This window comes from Sulfitobacter sp. 1A13368, assembly GCF_043557275.1.
Classification (GTDB): domain Bacteria; phylum Pseudomonadota; class Alphaproteobacteria; order Rhodobacterales; family Rhodobacteraceae; genus Sulfitobacter; species Sulfitobacter faviae.
This window is the reverse complement of record NZ_JBIFFR010000001.1, coordinates 537,670-553,571: the sequence shown is the minus strand read 5'-3', so window position 1 is coordinate 553,571 and position 15,902 is coordinate 537,670. Positions and strand designations below refer to the sequence as shown.

The following is a 15,902-nucleotide window of genomic DNA, read 5'->3' as shown; positions in this document are numbered from 1 at the left end:
TTGAACGAGAGGATGGACGTGTCCGAACCTGCTTCCATTTCCACCGGTATCGCGGAACGTTATGCGACAGCCGTGTACGATCTGGCCCGCGAGGCCAATCAGGTCGATGCCATCGAGGGCGATCTTACCGCGCTTGAAGCGGCATTGAACGACAGCGACGATTTTCGCCGCCTGACCACTTCGCCGCTCTATACCCGCGAAGAGCAGGAACAGGCGATCAAGGTGCTGGCCGAAAAGATGGGCCTGACCAAGACCATGGCGAACACGCTGCAACTGATGGCGCAAAAGCGCCGCCTGTTCGCGCTGCCCGCGCTGGTCAAAGCGCTGCGCGAGACCATTGCCGAAGCCAAAGGCGAAATCACTGCCGAGGTCACCACGGCCAAAGCACTGACGAAGACACAGTCGGACAAGCTGGCGAAATCGCTGACCGCTTCCACCGGCAAAAAAGTATCACTTCATGCGACCGTTGATGAAAGCCTCATCGGCGGTCTTGTCGTCAAAGTGGGCTCGAAGATGATCGACACCTCGATCCGCTCCAAGCTCAATTCCCTCCAGAATGTAATGAAAGAGGTCGGATAAATGGGTATCCAAGCAGCAGAGATTTCTGCGATCCTGAAGGACCAGATCAAGGATTTCGGTCAGGAAACCGAAGTGGCCGAAGTGGGTCGCGTTCTCTCCGTCGGTGACGGTATCGCCCGCGTCTATGGTCTGGACAACGTTCAGGCCGGTGAAATGGTCGAATTCCCCGGCGGCATTCAGGGCATGGCCCTGAACCTCGAAGCCGACAACGTGGGTGTCGTTATCTTCGGCTCCGACCGTGACATTACCGAAGGCGACACCGTCAAGCGCACCAACTCCATCGTGGACGTGCCAATCGGTGACGAACTGCTGGGCCGCGTTGTTGACGGTCTGGGCAACCCCATCGACGGCAAAGGCCCCATCGGCGCGACCAAGCGCGGCATCGCCGACGTGAAGGCACCGGGCATCATCCCGCGTAAATCCGTGCACGAGCCCATGGCCACTGGCCTCAAGTCCGTTGACGCGATGATCCCGATTGGCCGTGGCCAGCGTGAGCTGATCATTGGCGACCGCCAGACCGGCAAGACCGCCGTCGCGCTCGACGCCATGCTGAACCAAGCTCAGGTCAACGAAGCCGCTGGCGACGACGAGAGCAAGAAGATGTACTGCGTCTACGTCGCGATCGGCCAGAAGCGCTCGACCGTGGCGCAGCTGGTGAAAAAGCTCGAAGAGACCGGCGCCATCGACTACTCCATCGTTGTGGCTGCGACTGCTTCCGAGCCCGCGCCGATGCAGTTCCTCGCGCCCTATGCCGCCACCGCGATGGCCGAGCATTTCCGCGACAACGGCCGCCACGCGCTGATCATCTACGATGACCTTTCCAAACAGGCCGTGTCCTACCGCCAGATGTCCCTGCTGCTGCGCCGCCCGCCGGGCCGCGAAGCCTACCCGGGCGACGTTTTCTACCTCCACTCCCGCCTGCTCGAGCGTTCGGCGAAGCTGGGTGACGAAGCTGGCAACGGCTCGCTGACGGCGCTGCCGATCATTGAGACCCAGGGTGGCGACGTGTCCGCGTTTATTCCGACCAACGTGATCTCGATCACCGACGGCCAGATTTTCCTTGAGACCGAATTGTTCTACCAGGGCATCCGTCCCGCCGTGAACACCGGTCTGTCGGTGTCCCGCGTTGGCTCCTCGGCCCAGACCAAGGCGATGTCCTCGGTGGCCGGTCCGGTGAAACTGTCGCTGGCCCAGTACCGCGAAATGGCGGCCTTCGCCCAGTTCGGTTCCGACCTCGACGCCGCGACCCAGCAGCTGCTGAACCGTGGTGCGCGTCTGACCGAGCTGATGAAGCAGCCGCAGTACGCGCCGCTGACCAACTCCGAAATCGTCTGCGTGATCTACGCCGGTACCCACGGCTATCTCGACAAGGTGGACATCTCGGACGTTGGCCGCTTCGAAGCGGGTCTGCTGGCGCATCTGCGCAGCAAGCATGACGACCTTCTCAAGGACATCACCAACAACGACCGCAAGGTCAAAGGCGAGTTGGAAGAGAAGATCAAAGCCGCCATCGACGGTTTCGCCGCCGACTTCGCTTAAACGGGAGATAAGGCAATGCCAAATCTCAAGGACCTGAAGAACAGGATCTCGTCGGTCAAATCGACCCGCAAGATCACCAAGGCCATGCAAATGGTTGCCGCGGCGAAACTTCGCCGCGCGCAGGAGGCTGCCGAGGCTTCGCGTCCCTATTCTGAGCGGTTCAATGCCGTGATGGCAGGGCTCGCGGCCAGCGTCGGCGGTTCCGACAGCGCGCCCAAGCTGCTCAGCGGCACGGGTGAAGACAAGGTGCATCTGCTGGTGGTCATGACCGCCGAACGCGGGCTGTGCGGCGGCTTCAACAGCAACATCGCGAAGAAGGCCAAGGCCCATGCGCGCGATCTGCTGGCCCAGGGCAAAGAGGTGAAAATCCTCACCGTTGGTAAGAAGGGCCGCGACGCGCTGCGCCGCGATCTGGGCGATCATCTGGTGGGCCATGTTGACCTCAGCGAAGTCAAAAAGATCGGCTACGGCGACGCGCAGAACATCGCGCAGGACGTGCTGAACCGCTTTGACGCGGGCGAATTTGACGTGGCGACGATCTTCTACGCGAAGTTCGTCAACGTGGTCATGCAGACGCCGACGGCGCAGCAGATCATCCCCGCCAAATTCGACGGCGAAGAAGGCGACGACAGCGCAGCGTCCACATTGTTCGACTATGAACCCAGCGAAGAGGCGGTCTTGGCCGACCTTCTGCCGCGCGGGGTCGCCACGGCGATCTTCTCGGCTCTGCTGGAGAACGGTGCATCCGAACAGGGTGCCCGGATGTCGGCGATGGACAACGCCACACGCAACGCGGGTGAGATGATCGACAAGCTGACCATCGAGTACAACCGCTCGCGTCAGGCTGTCATCACCAACGAGCTGATCGAAATCATTTCCGGCGCGGAAGCGCTGTAAGCAAATCGGAGACACGACATGGCAAAAGCTGTCGGTAAAATTACACAGGTCATCGGCGCTGTCGTTGACGTTCAATTCGAGGGCGACCTGCCCGAGATTCTCAACGCGCTCCACACCGAGAACCAAGGCAAGACGCTGGTTCTCGAAGTGGCGCAGCACCTTGGCGAAAACACCGTGCGTGCCATTGCGATGGACGCCACCGAAGGTCTGGTCCGCGGTCAAGACGTGACCGACACCGGCGACCAGATCCGCGTGCCCGTCGGCAACGCGACCCTGGGCCGCATCATGAACGTCACCGGCGAAGCCGTGGACGAGCAGGGCCCGGTCAACGCGGACAACTCCCGCGCCATTCACGGCGAAGCGCCCGAGTTCGCGGCCCAGTCGACCGAGACCGAAATCCTCGTCACCGGCATCAAGGTCATCGACCTGCTGGCCCCCTACACCAAGGGTGGTAAAATTGGCCTCTTCGGTGGTGCCGGCGTGGGCAAGACCGTTCTCATCATGGAACTGATCAACAACATCGCCAAAGTGCACTCGGGTCTCTCCGTGTTCGCGGGCGTGGGCGAGCGGACCCGTGAGGGCAACGACCTCTACCACGAGATGATTGAATCCGGCGTTATCGTTCCCGACAACCTCGTGGATTCGAAAATTGCGCTGGTCTACGGCCAGATGAACGAGCCTCCGGGCGCGCGTATGCGGATCGCCCTGACCGGCCTGACACTGGCCGAGCAGTTCCGCGACGAATCCGGTTCCGACGTTCTGTTCTTCGTCGACAACATCTTCCGCTTCACGCAGGCCGGTTCCGAAGTGTCCGCCCTTCTGGGTCGTATTCCTTCCGCTGTGGGCTACCAGCCGACACTGGCGACCGACATGGGCGTCATGCAGGAGCGTATTGCTTCGACCAAGAATGGCTCGATCACCTCGGTTCAGGCCGTCTACGTTCCCGCGGACGACCTTACCGACCCCGCGCCGGCGACCTCCTTTGCGCACCTCGACGCGACAACGGTTCTCGACCGTTCGATCTCGGAAAAGGGCATCTACCCTGCGGTTGACCCGCTCGGCTCCACCTCGCGTCTGCTTGACCCGCTGATCATCGGCGACGAGCACTACAAGGTGGCGACAGACGTGCAGCAGGTGCTTCAGCGCTACAAATCGCTTCAGGACATCATCGCCATTCTCGGCATGGACGAGTTAAGCGAAGAGGACAAGCTGACCGTGGCCCGCGCCCGTAAGATCGAGCGTTTCCTCAGCCAGCCCTTCGACGTGGCGAAAGTCTTCACCGGGTCCGACGGCGTTCAGGTGCCGCTGGAAGAAACCATTGCCTCCTTCAAGGCGGTGGTTGCGGGTGAGTATGACCACCTGCCCGAAGGTGCCTTCTACATGGTTGGCGGCATCGACGAAGTGAAGGCGAAAGCCGAGAAAATGGCGGCAGACGCCGCTTAAGGAGCGCTGACAATGGCAGACACAATGCAATTCGACCTCGTTTCGCCGGAACGGCGGCTGGCATCGATGCAGGTGACGGCCGTGCAGATTCCGGGCACCGAGGGTGACATGACGGCCATGGCCGATCATGCGCCCACCATCACCACCCTGCGTCCGGGCCTTCTGCGCGTGGAAGGGCCGGAGGGCACGACCGAATATGTCGTGACAGGCGGCTTCGCCGAAATCGGCGGTCAGGGCGGCGTGTCTGTGCTGGCGGAACGTGCCGTGGCGCGTGCCGACATGACGCAGGAGCAGATGGACAGCATGGTGGCAGAGGCGCATGCCCTCTACACCCGCGCCAAGGACAACTGGGAGAATGAGCCCGGTCCCGTGGATGACGCTGCCAAGCTGCTCTCCGATATGGTTGCCGTTGGTGATCACATCGGGTTGTCGAGCAAGCAGCCCAACCTGTAATGCGTTGAAAATTCGTGAAAAGCCCCGCTTCGGCGGGGCTTTTTGCTTTTCTGCCTCTCGCTGCTGCGGCATCATTGTGCAGTGAACAAAAAAGCGGGCAGGCTAGGGATATGAAACGACTGCGCAGCCATACCATCGGCGTGGACAACGGCGATGTCATGCTGTTTTCCGAGTTCGAAGACGGCGGTTCGATGTGGACGGGCCATGGCCAGCGTGAACGCCGCCGCCGGATCAATTTTTCCGAACCCTTCCGAGAGCCGCCGCATGTTCAGGTCACGATGTCGCTTTGGGACATTGATGCCAGCACCGTCACCCGCGCCGACATCTGCGCCGAGGCGGTGACCGAGGCGGGCTTTGACATGGTGTTCCGCACATGGGGAGACACCCGCGTCGCACGGGCGCGGCTGGCTTGGACGGCGATTGGATCACTGGGGGAGGAGGATGACTGGGTCATCAGCTAGGCCCGTCGCTTCGGCGGGAGGGGCCTAGAAGGCGCGGGCGGCCCGTTGGGGCCAACCCTAGATCACCGCACAAGGCTTAGCTCGCGGCATACATTCCGTCATAGATCGGGCCCAGCGTTTCCGCTTCGAACAGCGAGGAGACGGAGGTGCCGTTCCAGATGTTCAGGATCGCTTGGGCAAACATCGGCGCGGTGGGCACGATGCGGATGTTCGGCGCTTTCTTGACCGCGGGGGTCGGCGCGATGCTGTCGGTGATGACCAGCGATTTCATGACCGAATTGGCCACACGTTCGACCGCCGGGCCGGACATGACGCCGTGGGTGATATAGGAGTGTACCTCCTTGGCGCCGTTCTCCAACAGCACTTCGGCGGCTTTGCAGAGCGTGCCCGCGGTGTCGCAGATGTCGTCCACGATCAGGCAGGTCTTGCCCTTCACATCGCCGATCACGGTCATCTCGGCCACTTCGCCCGCTTTCTCGCGGCGTTTGTCGACGATCGACAGGGGGGAGTTGATCCGCTTGGCCAGTTCGCGTGCGCGGGCCACGCCGCCAACGTCGGGGCTGACGACCATCAGCTCATCCATACGGTCTTTGAAAGCGTCCTTGATATCCAGCGCAAAGATCGGGGAGGCGTAGAGGTTGTCGACCGGAATGTCGAAGAAACCTTGGATCTGCGCGGCGTGCAGGTCCATGGTCAGGATCCGCTCGATCCCGCTGCCGGTCAGCATGTTGGCGACCATTTTGGCGGTGATCGGCGTGCGCGCCTTGGTGCGGCGGTCCTGACGGGCGTAGCCGAAGTAGGGCAGCACCGCAGTGACCCGCGCGGCCGAGGACCGGCGCAGCGCGTCGGCCATGATCATCAGTTCCATCAGGTTGTCGTTCGCGGGGTTCGACGTGGGCTGGATAATGAACATATCCTCGCCGCGCACGTTTTCATAAACCTCGACGAAAATCTCGCCGTCGTTGAACCGCTCGACCCGTGCATCGACAAGGCCGACATTGACGCCGCGGTGCAGCGACATGCGCCGCGCGATGGCCTTGGCAAGCGGCATATTGGCATTGCCTGAGATCAGTTTAGGTTCTGAAGTGCGTGGCATAGGGGCTCCGGGGCAGCGGTAGGTTGCAGATTCGTGACGTTGACACCGCTTAGCATGCGCTTACGGTCGGGCAAAGCTGCACCGCCCCCGAAGGAGAGCCAAATGGCCCGGATCGACTATTTTTTCGCAACGCTGTCACCCTATTGCTACCTCGCCGGGAATCGGCTTGAGGCGATTGCCGAAAAGCACGGGGCCGAGATCGTTTACAAACCTTTCGACATCGTTGCTGCGTTCCCGCGTACCGGCGGGCTGCCCCCGGCAGAGCGTCACCCCAGCCGGAATGAATACCGCGCCCAAGACCTGCCGCGGCAGGCGCGCAAGCTGGGCCTGCCGTTCAACCTTAAGCCCGCGCATTGGCCGACGAATGGCGCGCCTGCGGCCTATGCGGTGATCGCGGCGCAGAATGCGGGCGGGGGCGATTTGGGCAAGCTGACCCATGCCATCACCCGCGCGGTCTGGGCCGAGGAAAAGGACATCGGCCATGACGATGTGGTCCGCGCCTGTCTGAGTGAGGCGGGGTTCGATCCCGCACTGGCCGACAGCGGCTTGTTGCAGGGGGCGGAGACCTATGCCGCGAACCTTGAAGACGCTGTCGTGCAGGGTGTCTTTGGTGCACCGTTCTATATCGTCGGGGATCAGAAGTTCTGGGGGCAGGACCGTTTAGAAGACCTCGATCTGCACCTCGGGGGCAAGCTGTGACCCCAGAAATTAACGCGCGCCGGTTCGGTCACGGCCCGCGCCCGGCCCTGGCGATCCATTGCTCGCTGGCGCATTCCGGCGCGTGGCGGGGGATCGGGGCGGCGCTGTCGGATGAGCTGACCCTGCGCGCCTTCGATCTGCCGATGCACGGGCGCTCGGGCGATTGGGACGGGCAGGGCAATATCCACGACGTGGCGACCGAGATGGCGCTGAGCTTGCTCGAAGCGCCGATGGACCTGATCGGCCATTCCTTTGGCGCGACGGTGGCGATGCGGTTGGCGATCGAGCATCCTGAGTTGGTGCGCAGCATCACGCTGATCGAGCCTGTCTATTTCGCCGCCGCCAAACAGGATGACCCTGAGGCGATGGCCGAATACAACGAACAGAACACCGCCTTTGAGGCGGCTTTGGCCGAGGGCGACGCGGAAACCGCCGCGCGGCTCTTCAATCGGGTCTGGGGCGATGGCACGAAATGGGACCAAATCCCCGAACCGACCCGCGCCTATATGGTCGACCGCATCGGCTTCATCCCCGCTTCTTCGCCCTTCTTAGGCGAGGACAGCGCTGGCTTGCTTGCGCCGGGCATGTTCGAGCGCGCGTCGATGCCCGCGCTATTGGTTGAGGGCAGCGCTTCGCCCAAAGCGGCCCATGCGATTAACACGTCGCTGATGCGCCGGTTGCCGGATGCGCGGCGCGTCTCGGTCGATGGGGCAGGGCATATGGTGCCCATCACCCATGCAGCCGAGGTCGCCGAAGCGATCCGTGATTTCCTGAACGACGTGCCGTTGGCGTGAACGTTTAAAAGTGGCTCAGGAACTGGTCGATCCGCTCGCGGCTGATCGACCAGTCGCAAACCATCCGCGCCGCGATCATCTCGTCATCGTCACCTTCCAACGTGCCGTCCCACAGGTAATAGCGCGCGCCTGCATCATGCAGCTTGCGGTGGATGGCGCGGGGGAAACGGGCGAAGATCATGTTCGCCGCAGGCTCATGCAGGAATTCCGCCCCCGCCGCGCGCAGCCCTTGGGCAAGATGGGCGGCATTGGCGTTGGCCGCCTTGGCTGTTTCCAACCATGTGCCATCTGCAAGGTAGCCCGCCATCTGAGCCGAGAGATACCGATGTTTGGAGAAGAGATGCGCCCCGCGCTTGCGGCGCAACTCGAACTCCCATGCCTTCTTGGGGTCGAAGAAGACCACAGCTTCGACACCCATGCAGCCGTTCTTGGTGCCGCCAAAGCTCACCACATCGACGCCCGATTTCCACGTCATCTCAGCCGGGGTGCAGTCCAGTGCCACCAGCGCATTGGCAAAACGCGCGCCGTCCATATGGACGGGCAGGTCGTATTCCTTGGCCACCGCGGTCAGCGCGCGTAGCCCTTCAAGGCTGTGCACCCCGCCGCGTTCTGTGACTTGCGTGATCGACACCGGGCCGCGTTGCGGCGTGTGCACGTCGCCCGCCACCCGCGCGACGATGGCGCGGCGCAGCGCCTCGGGGGTCATCTTGTCTTCGGTCTCCACCAGCGTCAGCTTGGCCGCACCTGCGTAGAACTCGGGCGCGTTGCACTCATCCTCTTCGATATGCGCGACCTTAGCGCAAAAGATCGTCTGCCACGGCTGGGTGTAGCAGGCCAGCGCCAGCGCATTGGCCGCGGTGCCGGTGGCAACGAGGTAGACCTCGGCTTCAGGTGCCTCGAACTGCTGCCGGATCTGGTCGCGGACCTCATCCATGATCGGGTCTTTGCCGTAGGGCATCGCGTAGTCCGTATTGGCGGCGATCACGCGCTCCATCACCTTGGGGTGGACGGGGCCGGCGTTGTCAGAGGCGAAAAACATTAGGTGGGCTCCTCGATAATATGGTCTTCCCATTCCTCGAACGGGGTATCAAATTCGGACACGGTATCAAATTGCACGCTGACCCCGGCGTCATGCACGCTGTCGGGCGTGCCGGTCTTAAGCGGGTGCCATTCAGGCAGCGGTTTGCCCTCCCACAGCAGGCGGTACGCGCAGGTTTGCGGCATCCAATAGGCGTGGGTATCAAGGTTGTCGGGGCGCAGCACGATGCAGTCGGGCACGAATTCATGCCGGTTCTCGTAATGCACGCACCGGCAGCTGCTGTCGTCGAGCAGGCGACAGGCGACGCGGGTCAGGGCCACTTCGCCGCTGTCTTCGTCTTCCAGCTTGTTGAGGCAGCATTTGCCGCAACCGTCGCAGAGCGCTTCCCATTCGGTCTGGGACATCTCCGTCAGGGCTTTCTTCTCCCAGAACTTCGGAGTCAGGCCCTTGCGGGGGATCGGATCGCTCATAACGCCGCCAGAATGGTCCGGGCGCGGTCGCAGTCCTGCCCCATCTGGGTGATCAGCGCATCGAGGCTGTCAAACTTCTCTTCGCCGCGCAGATGTTCGACCAGCCCGACCGAGAGCGGCGCGCCATAAAGGTCGCCTTTGAAGTCAAAGACATAGGTCTCGATATTGGCTTTGTTCTCACCGAACATCGGGCGGGTGCCGATGCTGGCCGCACCGTGATAGCTGCCCTTATGTGGCCCCTCCAACACGTCGACCAGCACGGCGTAGACGCCGAAGGCGGGCGGGTGCAGGCCGTCGATGGACATATTCGCGGTGGGAAAGCCTAGCTCGCGGCCACGCTGCTCGCCCGAGATCACCGGCCCGTCAATACGGTGCCAATGGCCCAGCATGGCGGCGGCCTCACGCGGCGCGGCGCGGGTCAGTGCTTCGCGGATGGCGGTCGACGACACGGTCAGCTCATCGCGGGCCATCAGCGGGGCGATGGTGACGCCAAAGCCATATTGCGCGCCGAAACGAACCAGATCCTCAGCGGTGCCTTCGCGGCCCTTGCCAAAGCAGAAGTCAGCGCCGACGACCACATGGGCCAGCCCCAGCCCTTCGTGCAGCACGTCGCGGGCAAAAGCCTCGGGCGAGAGGCCCGCCAGAGTGCTGTTGAAGGCCAGTTCATAGAGCCGTTTGACGCCTATTTTTTCAAGCCGATGCGCGCGGGCCTCGCGCCCCATCAGGCGAAAGGGCGGGGCGTCGGGAGCGAAATATTCGCGGGGATGCGGCTCAAAGGTGACGACGCCGAGCGGCGCGTCGGGGGCCGCCTGCTGCGCCAGTTCGATCACCGACCGGTGGCCAAGGTGGACGCCATCGAAATTGCCGATCGCGGCGGTGGCACCGCGATCTGGCAGGTCGACGAATTGATAATCTCGGATGATCCGCATGCGCCTTGCCTAGCCGTGCAGCGGGGCAAGAGCAAGATGCACAGGCGGCGAAAACCGCCCGCTCAGTCGAGCTTGGCCGAGGGTGCGAGCACCGTGGCCTCTCCGGCCAGCACGGGTTTGCCGTCGACCGTACAGCGACAGTCCATTTTCACGCGGCGTTTGGCGATGTCCATGTCGGTCACGGTGACTTCGGCCAGCACCATATCGCCGGGGCGCACGGGGCCGAGGAATTTTAGCGATTGCCCAAGGTAGATCGTGCCATGGCCGGGAAGCTGTTCCCCGATCACCGCCGAGATCAGCCCGGCGGTCAGCATCCCATGGGCGATGCGCCCCTCGAATATCGTCTCGCGGGCATAGTCGTCATCCAGATGCACCGGGTTGCGGTCGGTCGAGACCTGCGCGAAAAGTTCGATATCCATATCGGTCACGACCTTGCGCAGATGGCGCGACATGCCGATTTCGATATCTTCGATGCAGATCGTCCCGCGTGGCATATTGTCCAACATGACGGCTCCTTGGTAACAAAGTGACGCTAGGCTGCGTCGAGTTGCAACTTTATTACTTCGCAGGCGCAGAAAATCAAGCCCTTTCTTGGTTAGCGCAGGAATCCGATGGCATAGGTCGGGGCTGATGCTTCGCGGTCGAGATAGGCGCGGAGTTTGGCTTCGTCTGGCTGCTCGGTCGTGGCGGTTTCCGCGGCGGCCAGCCCCCCGGTGATGAAGAGCGAATCGATCCCTTCGTCCATCGCGCCTTTGACATCCGTCAGGATGCCGTCGCCGATGGCGAGGATGCGGTTGTCGGGGATGTCGACCTCAAGCGCGGCAAGACGGCGGCGGGCGAGGTCATAGATCGGGGCGTGGGGCTTGCCGAAATAGAGGCTTTCGCCCCCCATTTCCGTATAGAGCGCAGCCAGCGCCCCGGCGCACCATTCGCGCACCTCGCCCCGGTCGACCACGATATCGGGGTTGGCGCAGAGCAGCTTCAGCCCGCGGGCGATGGCCTGCTCGAACTCGGGGCGCATGACTTCCGGGTCGGCCATGGCATCGACGGGGCCGGTGCAGACGATGCCCTCGGCCTGCGCCAGCGGGACGGTCTCAATCTCGACCGGGTCTTTCAGGATGGTCAGCGGCTCGAAAAACTTGCGCTCTCCGGGATGGCCGATGAACCAGACCTTTTCGCCCACGGCCCCCCGGAACATCGCTGACCGCGCGGAATCGCCGGAGGTGGCGATGCTGTCCCATGCGTCTTGCGGCACGCCAAATTGCTGCAACTGTTTCTCCACGCCATCACGGGGGCGGGGGGAGTTGGTGACCAAGACGACCTTGCCGCCGGTCTTGCGATAGGCCTGCAAGGCCGCCACCGCCGCGGGCAGCGCTTTGCGCCCGTCATGCACGCAGCCCCAAAGATCGACGAAAAGCGCGTCATACCGATCGGATACGTCGGGCAGAGCAGAGATAATGCGGGTCATGGGGCGGCCTTTCAAAAAGTGAGGGCGGGCACTTGGCCCGCCCGATTGGCTTACATCTTGAGGTTCGGGATGATCTGCTTTTTACGGCTCATCACACCGGGCAGCACGACCTTGTCGCCGGAGACCTCAGCGCCGAAGCTCTGCTCGGCGATGTGTTTGACCATGTCGTTGGGAACCAAGAGGGTCGCCTCTTCTTTCAGAATGTCGACGATGAACAAAAGCACCTGCGCGGCACCGTCGGCTTCGGCCACTTTGGGCATTTCGGCCATCAGCGCGTCCTTACGCTCGAGCAGCGGCGCGGGGGAGGTGGTTTCCAACACGCTCACGCGCAGGTTGGTGCCGTCAAGGTCAAAGCCCTTGCTGTCCATGCGCAGCAGTTCCGCTTCGCTGAAGGCAGAGACATCGGATTTCGCGGCGAACATTTCGGCCGCGTAATCCGTGATATCGACGCCGAGATCCTGCGCGATGTCATGGGCGATGGCGCGGTCTTCTTGGGTGGTGGTGGGGCTGCGGAACTCAAGCGTGTCCGACAGGATGCAGGACAGGGCCGCGGCCTTCACACCGCGCGGGGCCTGCGCCCAATCCTTGCCGATCATCTTGTACATGATCGTCGCGGTGCAGGCGAGCGGCTGGATGTTGATCTCGATCGGGCCGCGCGTCTCAAGCCCCGCCACCAGACGGTGGTGGTCGATGATGCCGGTGATATCGGCGTCATTGATGTTGTCGGGCAGTTCGGCGGGGTTATTGGTGTCGACGATGACAACCTTGGTGTCGGCCTCAAGCTCGGTCAGGATTTCGGGCTTTTCGAGGTCCCATTTGTCGAGCATGAAGAGCGCTTCGGTATTCGGCTCGCCCAGCAGGACGGGTTTGGCGGGGATGCCTTTGATCTCATTGAGATACCACGCCCAAACGATCGGGCTGCCGGTGCTGTCGGTGTCGGGGGATTTATGGCCAAAAACAAGCGTTGTCATGGGGCGGTCCTGTCTGTTCGGGTGGATTTGCGCGCCTTATAGCAGGTTGAATAGGCTTGTCACCTGCGCGCGCTGCAATGCGGCATTGCGCGGCACCTTGAGGCGCCGCCGCCCTTTGCATAGCGCCGCGCGATGGGGCAAGTTGCGCGCCATGAGCAATCCGCGCGAAACCGATCTTTACCCGCCGATCAAAGCCTTCCTTGAGGATCAGGGCTATGTGGTGAAGGCCGAGGTCGGCGCGGCGGATGTGGTGGCCGTGCGCGGGGCAGAGCCGCCGGTGGTGGTGGAATTGAAGCTCGGCTTTTCGCTGGCGCTGTTTCATCAATGTCTGGCGCGGTTGAAAGTGGTGGATGATGTCTACCTTGCCGTGGCGCGCCAACCGGGCAAGCGCTTTGCCAAGGCGGTGAAGGACAACGTCACGCTGGCCCGGCGGTTGGGGCTGGGGCTGATCACCGTGCGGCTGTCGGATGGGCTGGTCGAGGTGCATTGCGATCCCGGCCCCTATGCGCCGCGCAAGAATGCCAAACGGGCGGCGCTGCTCTTGCGGGAATTCGCCCGGCGGCAGGGCGATCCGAACGACGGCGGCCAGACCCGGGCGGGGTTGGTGACGGCTTACCGACAGGATGCGCTGAAGCTCGCGGTTTATCTGTTCGAAGCGGGCGCCAGCAAAGGCGCGGATGTGGCCCGCGCGACTGGCGTCTCGGCGGCGACCCGCATGATGCGGGACGATCACTATGGTTGGTTTGAAAAGGTCGACAAAGGCATATACGGGCTGACCCCAAAGGGGGCCGAGGCCGTTGCGACTGCGGGGCGTGTTTTAGGGGCCGACTAATGGTTCCAATGCGCTCAAAATTTTTCAACGCCGTTGTTGACAGGCCGCGGGCCGCTCCTTAGCTATGCATCGTTATCACTCACATGGGTCGAGTGCTAACGGCTGCACCCCTCGCCCGGAGGGGGTGGCTTGGAAGAGTAACTTTGAGCCTTAAGGAGCTGCAAAGATGGCATTGAAACCGCTTCATGACCGTGTGCTGGTCAAGCGCACAGAAAGCGAAGAGAAAACCGCCGGCGGGCTGATCATCCCCGATTCCGCCAAGGAAAAGCCTTCCGAAGGTGAAGTCGTGGCTGTCGGCACCGGCGCCCGCAAAGACAACGGCGAGCTGATCGAAATGGCCGTCGCACCCGGCGACAAAATCCTGTTCGGCAAGTGGTCCGGCACAGAGGTCACCGTCGACGGCGAAGAAATGCTGATGATGAAAGAAAGCGACATCATGGGGATCATCGCGTAAGCCACCCGGCTTGCCGACCCTTTGAAGACGCTGACATCAATCCAAGATTTTAGGAGAAGACAACATGGCTGCTAAGGACGTCAAATTTGACACCGATGCCCGCAACCGGATGCTCAAGGGTGTGAACATCCTTGCCGATGCGGTGAAAGTCACACTCGGCCCCAAAGGCCGGAACGTGGTTCTGGACAAATCCTTCGGCGCACCGCGCATCACCAAAGACGGTGTATCCGTGGCGAAGGAAATCGAACTGGAAGACAAGTTCGAGAACATGGGCGCGCAGATGGTCAAGGAAGTCGCTTCCCGGACCAACGACGAAGCCGGTGACGGCACCACCACCGCGACCGTTCTGGCCCAAGCCATCGTGCGCGAAGGCATGAAATCGGTTGCCGCTGGCATGAACCCGATGGACCTCAAGCGCGGCATCGATCTGGCGACTGCCAAGGTCGTCGACGCGATCAAAGCCGCTGCCCGTGACGTGTCCGACAGCGACGAAGTCGCGCAGGTGGGCACCATCTCCGCCAACGGCGAGCGTGAAATCGGCCGCCAGATCGCGGACGCGATGCAGAAAGTCGGCAACGAAGGCGTGATCACCGTCGAAGAGAACAAAGGTCTGGAAACCGAGACCGATGTCGTCGAAGGCATGCAGTTCGACCGTGGCTACCTGAGCCCCTATTTCGTTACCAACTCCGACAAGATGACTGTCGAGCTGGAAGACGCGATCATCCTGCTGCACGAGAAGAAACTGTCGAGCCTTCAGCCGATGGTGCCGCTGCTCGAGCAGGTCATCCAGTCCCAGAAGCCGCTTCTGATCATTGCCGAAGACGTCGAGGGCGAAGCCCTGGCGACGCTCGTCGTGAACAAGCTGCGTGGTGGTCTGAAAATTGCTGCTGTGAAGGCGCCGGGCTTCGGTGACCGCCGCAAAGCGATGCTGCAAGACCTCGCGATCCTGACCGGTGGTCAAGTGATCTCCGAAGACCTTGGCATGAAGCTCGAGTCCGTGACCATGGACATGCTGGGTTCGGCCAAGAAAGTGTCGATCACCAAAGACGAGACCACTGTTGTTGACGGCGCTGGAGAGAAGGCCGAGATCGAAGCCCGCGTGGCTCAGATCCGTAACCAGATCGAAGAGACCACCTCCGACTACGACCGTGAGAAGCTGCAAGAGCGCGTTGCCAAACTGGCAGGCGGTGTTGCCGTGATCCGCGTTGGCGGCATGACCGAAGTCGAAGTGAAAGAGCGCAAGGACCGCGTCGATGACGCCCTGAACGCGACACGTGCCGCTGTTCAAGAAGGCATCGTCGTTGGCGGTGGTGTGGCTCTGGTTCAAGGCGCCAAGAAGCTGGAAGGCCTCACAGGCGACAACAATGACCAGAACGTCGGTATCTCCATCGTCCGCAAGGCGCTGGAAGCACCGCTGCGTCAGATCGCTGAGAACGCTGGTGTGGACGGTTCGGTTGTGGCCGGCAAAATCCGCGAAAGCGACGACCTGAAGTTCGGCTTCAACGCACAAACTGAAGAATATGGCGACATGTTCTCCTTCGGCGTCATCGACCCGGCGAAAGTGGTGCGCACCGCACTGCAAGACGCAGCTTCGATCGCAGGTCTGCTGATCACTACCGAAGCGATGGTTGCCGACAAGCCCGCCAAAGAGGGCGCAGCCCCCGCAGGCGGCATGCCCGACATGGGCGGCATGGGCGGCATGATGTAAGCCAGCCCTTTCGGCTAAGGTTCCGGAGGCGCGCCAGCAATGGCGCGCCTCTTTTCGTTTTGGGGGGCTT

At 62.2% G+C, this 15,902-nt stretch carries 18 protein-coding genes; 11 read left to right on the top strand and 7 right to left on the bottom strand.

Annotated features, from left to right (window positions below; all coding sequences use genetic code 11):
• Positions 1 to 18: 18 nt before the first annotated feature.
• The 6 genes from ACGYK4_RS02710 (at position 19) to ACGYK4_RS02685 (ending at position 5,372) form a co-directional block, all read left to right on the top strand.
• Positions 19 to 579: a F0F1 ATP synthase subunit delta gene (locus ACGYK4_RS02710; protein ID WP_067262214.1), complete on the top strand. Its 561-nt coding sequence runs from the start codon at positions 19 to 21 to the stop codon at positions 577 to 579.
• Entirely contained in the window at positions 580 to 2,118 is a 1,539-nt protein-coding gene (gene atpA, locus ACGYK4_RS02705; RefSeq protein ID WP_209218275.1) for a F0F1 ATP synthase subunit alpha, read from the top strand.
• A gap of 15 nt (positions 2,119 to 2,133) precedes the next feature.
• On the top strand, positions 2,134 to 3,015 hold the full coding sequence (locus ACGYK4_RS02700) for a F0F1 ATP synthase subunit gamma (RefSeq protein ID WP_136720392.1): 882 nt from the start codon (positions 2,134 to 2,136) through the stop codon (positions 3,013 to 3,015).
• A gap of 18 nt (positions 3,016 to 3,033) precedes the next feature.
• Entirely contained in the window at positions 3,034 to 4,458 is a 1,425-nt protein-coding gene (atpD, locus tag ACGYK4_RS02695; protein ID WP_209218274.1) for a F0F1 ATP synthase subunit beta, read from the top strand.
• Positions 4,459 to 4,470: 12 nt separating this feature from the next.
• Entirely contained in the window at positions 4,471 to 4,911 is a 441-nt protein-coding gene (locus ACGYK4_RS02690; RefSeq protein WP_394410464.1) for a F0F1 ATP synthase subunit epsilon, read from the top strand.
• 110 nt (positions 4,912 to 5,021) lie between these two features.
• Positions 5,022 to 5,372, top strand: coding sequence for an H-type lectin domain-containing protein (locus ACGYK4_RS02685; RefSeq protein ID WP_394454976.1), 351 nt, complete (start codon positions 5,022 to 5,024; stop codon positions 5,370 to 5,372).
• 76 nt (positions 5,373 to 5,448) lie between these two features.
• Here ACGYK4_RS02685 and ACGYK4_RS02680 read toward each other — a convergent pair whose 3' ends face one another.
• Positions 5,449 to 6,468 carry a ribose-phosphate pyrophosphokinase gene (locus tag ACGYK4_RS02680; protein WP_067262737.1) on the bottom strand — a complete coding sequence of 340 codons (1,020 nt, stop codon included), beginning with the start codon at positions 6,466 to 6,468 and terminating at the stop codon, positions 5,449 to 5,451.
• Positions 6,469 to 6,570: 102 nt separating this feature from the next.
• On the opposite strand from ACGYK4_RS02680, the gene ACGYK4_RS02675 reads away from it, so the two are divergent.
• Positions 6,571 to 7,167 carry a 2-hydroxychromene-2-carboxylate isomerase gene (locus ACGYK4_RS02675; RefSeq protein ID WP_394432468.1) on the top strand — a complete coding sequence of 199 codons (597 nt, stop codon included), beginning with the start codon at positions 6,571 to 6,573 and terminating at the stop codon, positions 7,165 to 7,167.
• The gene (locus tag ACGYK4_RS02670) at positions 7,164 to 7,961 is read left to right on the top strand and encodes an alpha/beta fold hydrolase (protein WP_394454975.1); all 798 of its coding nucleotides are present in this window, start codon (positions 7,164 to 7,166) and stop codon (positions 7,959 to 7,961) included. Before ACGYK4_RS02675 ends, ACGYK4_RS02670 begins: the two co-directional genes overlap by 4 nt.
• Before the next feature lie 4 nt (positions 7,962 to 7,965).
• Here ACGYK4_RS02670 and ACGYK4_RS02665 read toward each other — a convergent pair whose 3' ends face one another.
• The 6 genes from ACGYK4_RS02665 to ACGYK4_RS02640 all read right to left on the bottom strand — a co-directional run bounded on the left by ACGYK4_RS02665 (position 7,966) and on the right by ACGYK4_RS02640 (position 12,838).
• On the bottom strand, positions 7,966 to 9,000 hold the full coding sequence (locus ACGYK4_RS02665; RefSeq protein WP_394454973.1) for a threonine aldolase family protein: 1,035 nt from the start codon (positions 8,998 to 9,000) through the stop codon (positions 7,966 to 7,968).
• The gene (locus tag ACGYK4_RS02660; protein ID WP_394432474.1) at positions 9,000 to 9,470 is read right to left on the bottom strand and encodes a YcgN family cysteine cluster protein; all 471 of its coding nucleotides are present in this window, start codon (positions 9,468 to 9,470) and stop codon (positions 9,000 to 9,002) included. Before ACGYK4_RS02660 ends, ACGYK4_RS02665 begins: the two co-directional genes overlap by 1 nt.
• The gene (locus ACGYK4_RS02655) at positions 9,467 to 10,399 is read right to left on the bottom strand and encodes a bifunctional riboflavin kinase/FAD synthetase (protein ID WP_394454971.1); all 933 of its coding nucleotides are present in this window, start codon (positions 10,397 to 10,399) and stop codon (positions 9,467 to 9,469) included. Before ACGYK4_RS02655 ends, ACGYK4_RS02660 begins: the two co-directional genes overlap by 4 nt.
• A 62-nt stretch (positions 10,400 to 10,461) precedes the next feature.
• Positions 10,462 to 10,905 (bottom strand): MaoC family dehydratase, encoded by a 444-nt coding sequence (locus ACGYK4_RS02650; RefSeq protein ID WP_067267345.1) that lies wholly within the window; start codon positions 10,903 to 10,905, stop codon positions 10,462 to 10,464.
• A gap of 89 nt (positions 10,906 to 10,994) precedes the next feature.
• Positions 10,995 to 11,867, bottom strand: coding sequence for a TIGR01459 family HAD-type hydrolase (locus ACGYK4_RS02645; protein ID WP_394454970.1), 873 nt, complete (start codon positions 11,865 to 11,867; stop codon positions 10,995 to 10,997).
• Between the two features lie 50 nt (positions 11,868 to 11,917).
• Entirely contained in the window at positions 11,918 to 12,838 is a 921-nt protein-coding gene (locus tag ACGYK4_RS02640) for a manganese-dependent inorganic pyrophosphatase (protein WP_394454969.1), read from the bottom strand.
• A 151-nt stretch (positions 12,839 to 12,989) separates the two neighbouring features.
• Between ACGYK4_RS02640 and ACGYK4_RS02635 the strand changes: the two genes are divergently transcribed.
• The 3 genes from ACGYK4_RS02635 to groL all read left to right on the top strand — a co-directional run bounded on the left by ACGYK4_RS02635 (position 12,990) and on the right by groL (position 15,832).
• On the top strand, positions 12,990 to 13,670 hold the full coding sequence (locus ACGYK4_RS02635; protein WP_394454968.1) for a DUF2161 domain-containing phosphodiesterase: 681 nt from the start codon (positions 12,990 to 12,992) through the stop codon (positions 13,668 to 13,670).
• Between the two features lie 166 nt (positions 13,671 to 13,836).
• On the top strand, positions 13,837 to 14,124 hold the full coding sequence (gene groES / locus ACGYK4_RS02630; protein WP_067267338.1) for a co-chaperone GroES: 288 nt from the start codon (positions 13,837 to 13,839) through the stop codon (positions 14,122 to 14,124).
• Positions 14,125 to 14,188: 64 nt separating this feature from the next.
• Complete coding sequence (gene groL / locus ACGYK4_RS02625; protein ID WP_067267336.1) at positions 14,189 to 15,832, top strand: chaperonin GroEL; 1,644 nt, start codon at positions 14,189 to 14,191, stop codon at positions 15,830 to 15,832.
• Positions 15,833 to 15,902 lie beyond the last annotated feature (70 nt).

What these genes read in the sequence shown, in the direction of transcription:
- ACGYK4_RS02645 (WP_394454970.1), bottom strand. Translation starts at nt 11,867, where the DNA reads ATGACCCGCATTATCTCTGCTCTGCCCGACGTATCCGATCGGTATGAC.
- ACGYK4_RS02675 (WP_394432468.1), top strand. Translation starts at nt 6,571, where the DNA reads ATGGCCCGGATCGACTATTTTTTCGCAACGCTGTCACCCTATTGCTAC.
- ACGYK4_RS02660 (WP_394432474.1), bottom strand. Translation starts at nt 9,470, where the DNA reads ATGAGCGATCCGATCCCCCGCAAGGGCCTGACTCCGAAGTTCTGGGAG.
- atpD (WP_209218274.1), top strand. Translation starts at nt 3,034, where the DNA reads ATGGCAAAAGCTGTCGGTAAAATTACACAGGTCATCGGCGCTGTCGTT.
- groES (WP_067267338.1), top strand. Translation starts at nt 13,837, where the DNA reads ATGGCATTGAAACCGCTTCATGACCGTGTGCTGGTCAAGCGCACAGAA.
- ACGYK4_RS02690 (WP_394410464.1), top strand. Translation starts at nt 4,471, where the DNA reads ATGGCAGACACAATGCAATTCGACCTCGTTTCGCCGGAACGGCGGCTG.
- ACGYK4_RS02665 (WP_394454973.1), bottom strand. Translation starts at nt 9,000, where the DNA reads ATGTTTTTCGCCTCTGACAACGCCGGCCCCGTCCACCCCAAGGTGATG.
- ACGYK4_RS02700 (WP_136720392.1), top strand. Translation starts at nt 2,134, where the DNA reads ATGCCAAATCTCAAGGACCTGAAGAACAGGATCTCGTCGGTCAAATCG.
- ACGYK4_RS02680 (WP_067262737.1), bottom strand. Translation starts at nt 6,468, where the DNA reads ATGCCACGCACTTCAGAACCTAAACTGATCTCAGGCAATGCCAATATG.
- atpA (WP_209218275.1), top strand. Translation starts at nt 580, where the DNA reads ATGGGTATCCAAGCAGCAGAGATTTCTGCGATCCTGAAGGACCAGATC.
- ACGYK4_RS02635 (WP_394454968.1), top strand. Translation starts at nt 12,990, where the DNA reads ATGAGCAATCCGCGCGAAACCGATCTTTACCCGCCGATCAAAGCCTTC.
- groL (WP_067267336.1), top strand. Translation starts at nt 14,189, where the DNA reads ATGGCTGCTAAGGACGTCAAATTTGACACCGATGCCCGCAACCGGATG.
- ACGYK4_RS02640 (WP_394454969.1), bottom strand. Translation starts at nt 12,838, where the DNA reads ATGACAACGCTTGTTTTTGGCCATAAATCCCCCGACACCGACAGCACC.
- ACGYK4_RS02655 (WP_394454971.1), bottom strand. Translation starts at nt 10,399, where the DNA reads ATGCGGATCATCCGAGATTATCAATTCGTCGACCTGCCAGATCGCGGT.
- ACGYK4_RS02685 (WP_394454976.1), top strand. Translation starts at nt 5,022, where the DNA reads ATGAAACGACTGCGCAGCCATACCATCGGCGTGGACAACGGCGATGTC.
- ACGYK4_RS02650 (WP_067267345.1), bottom strand. Translation starts at nt 10,905, where the DNA reads ATGTTGGACAATATGCCACGCGGGACGATCTGCATCGAAGATATCGAA.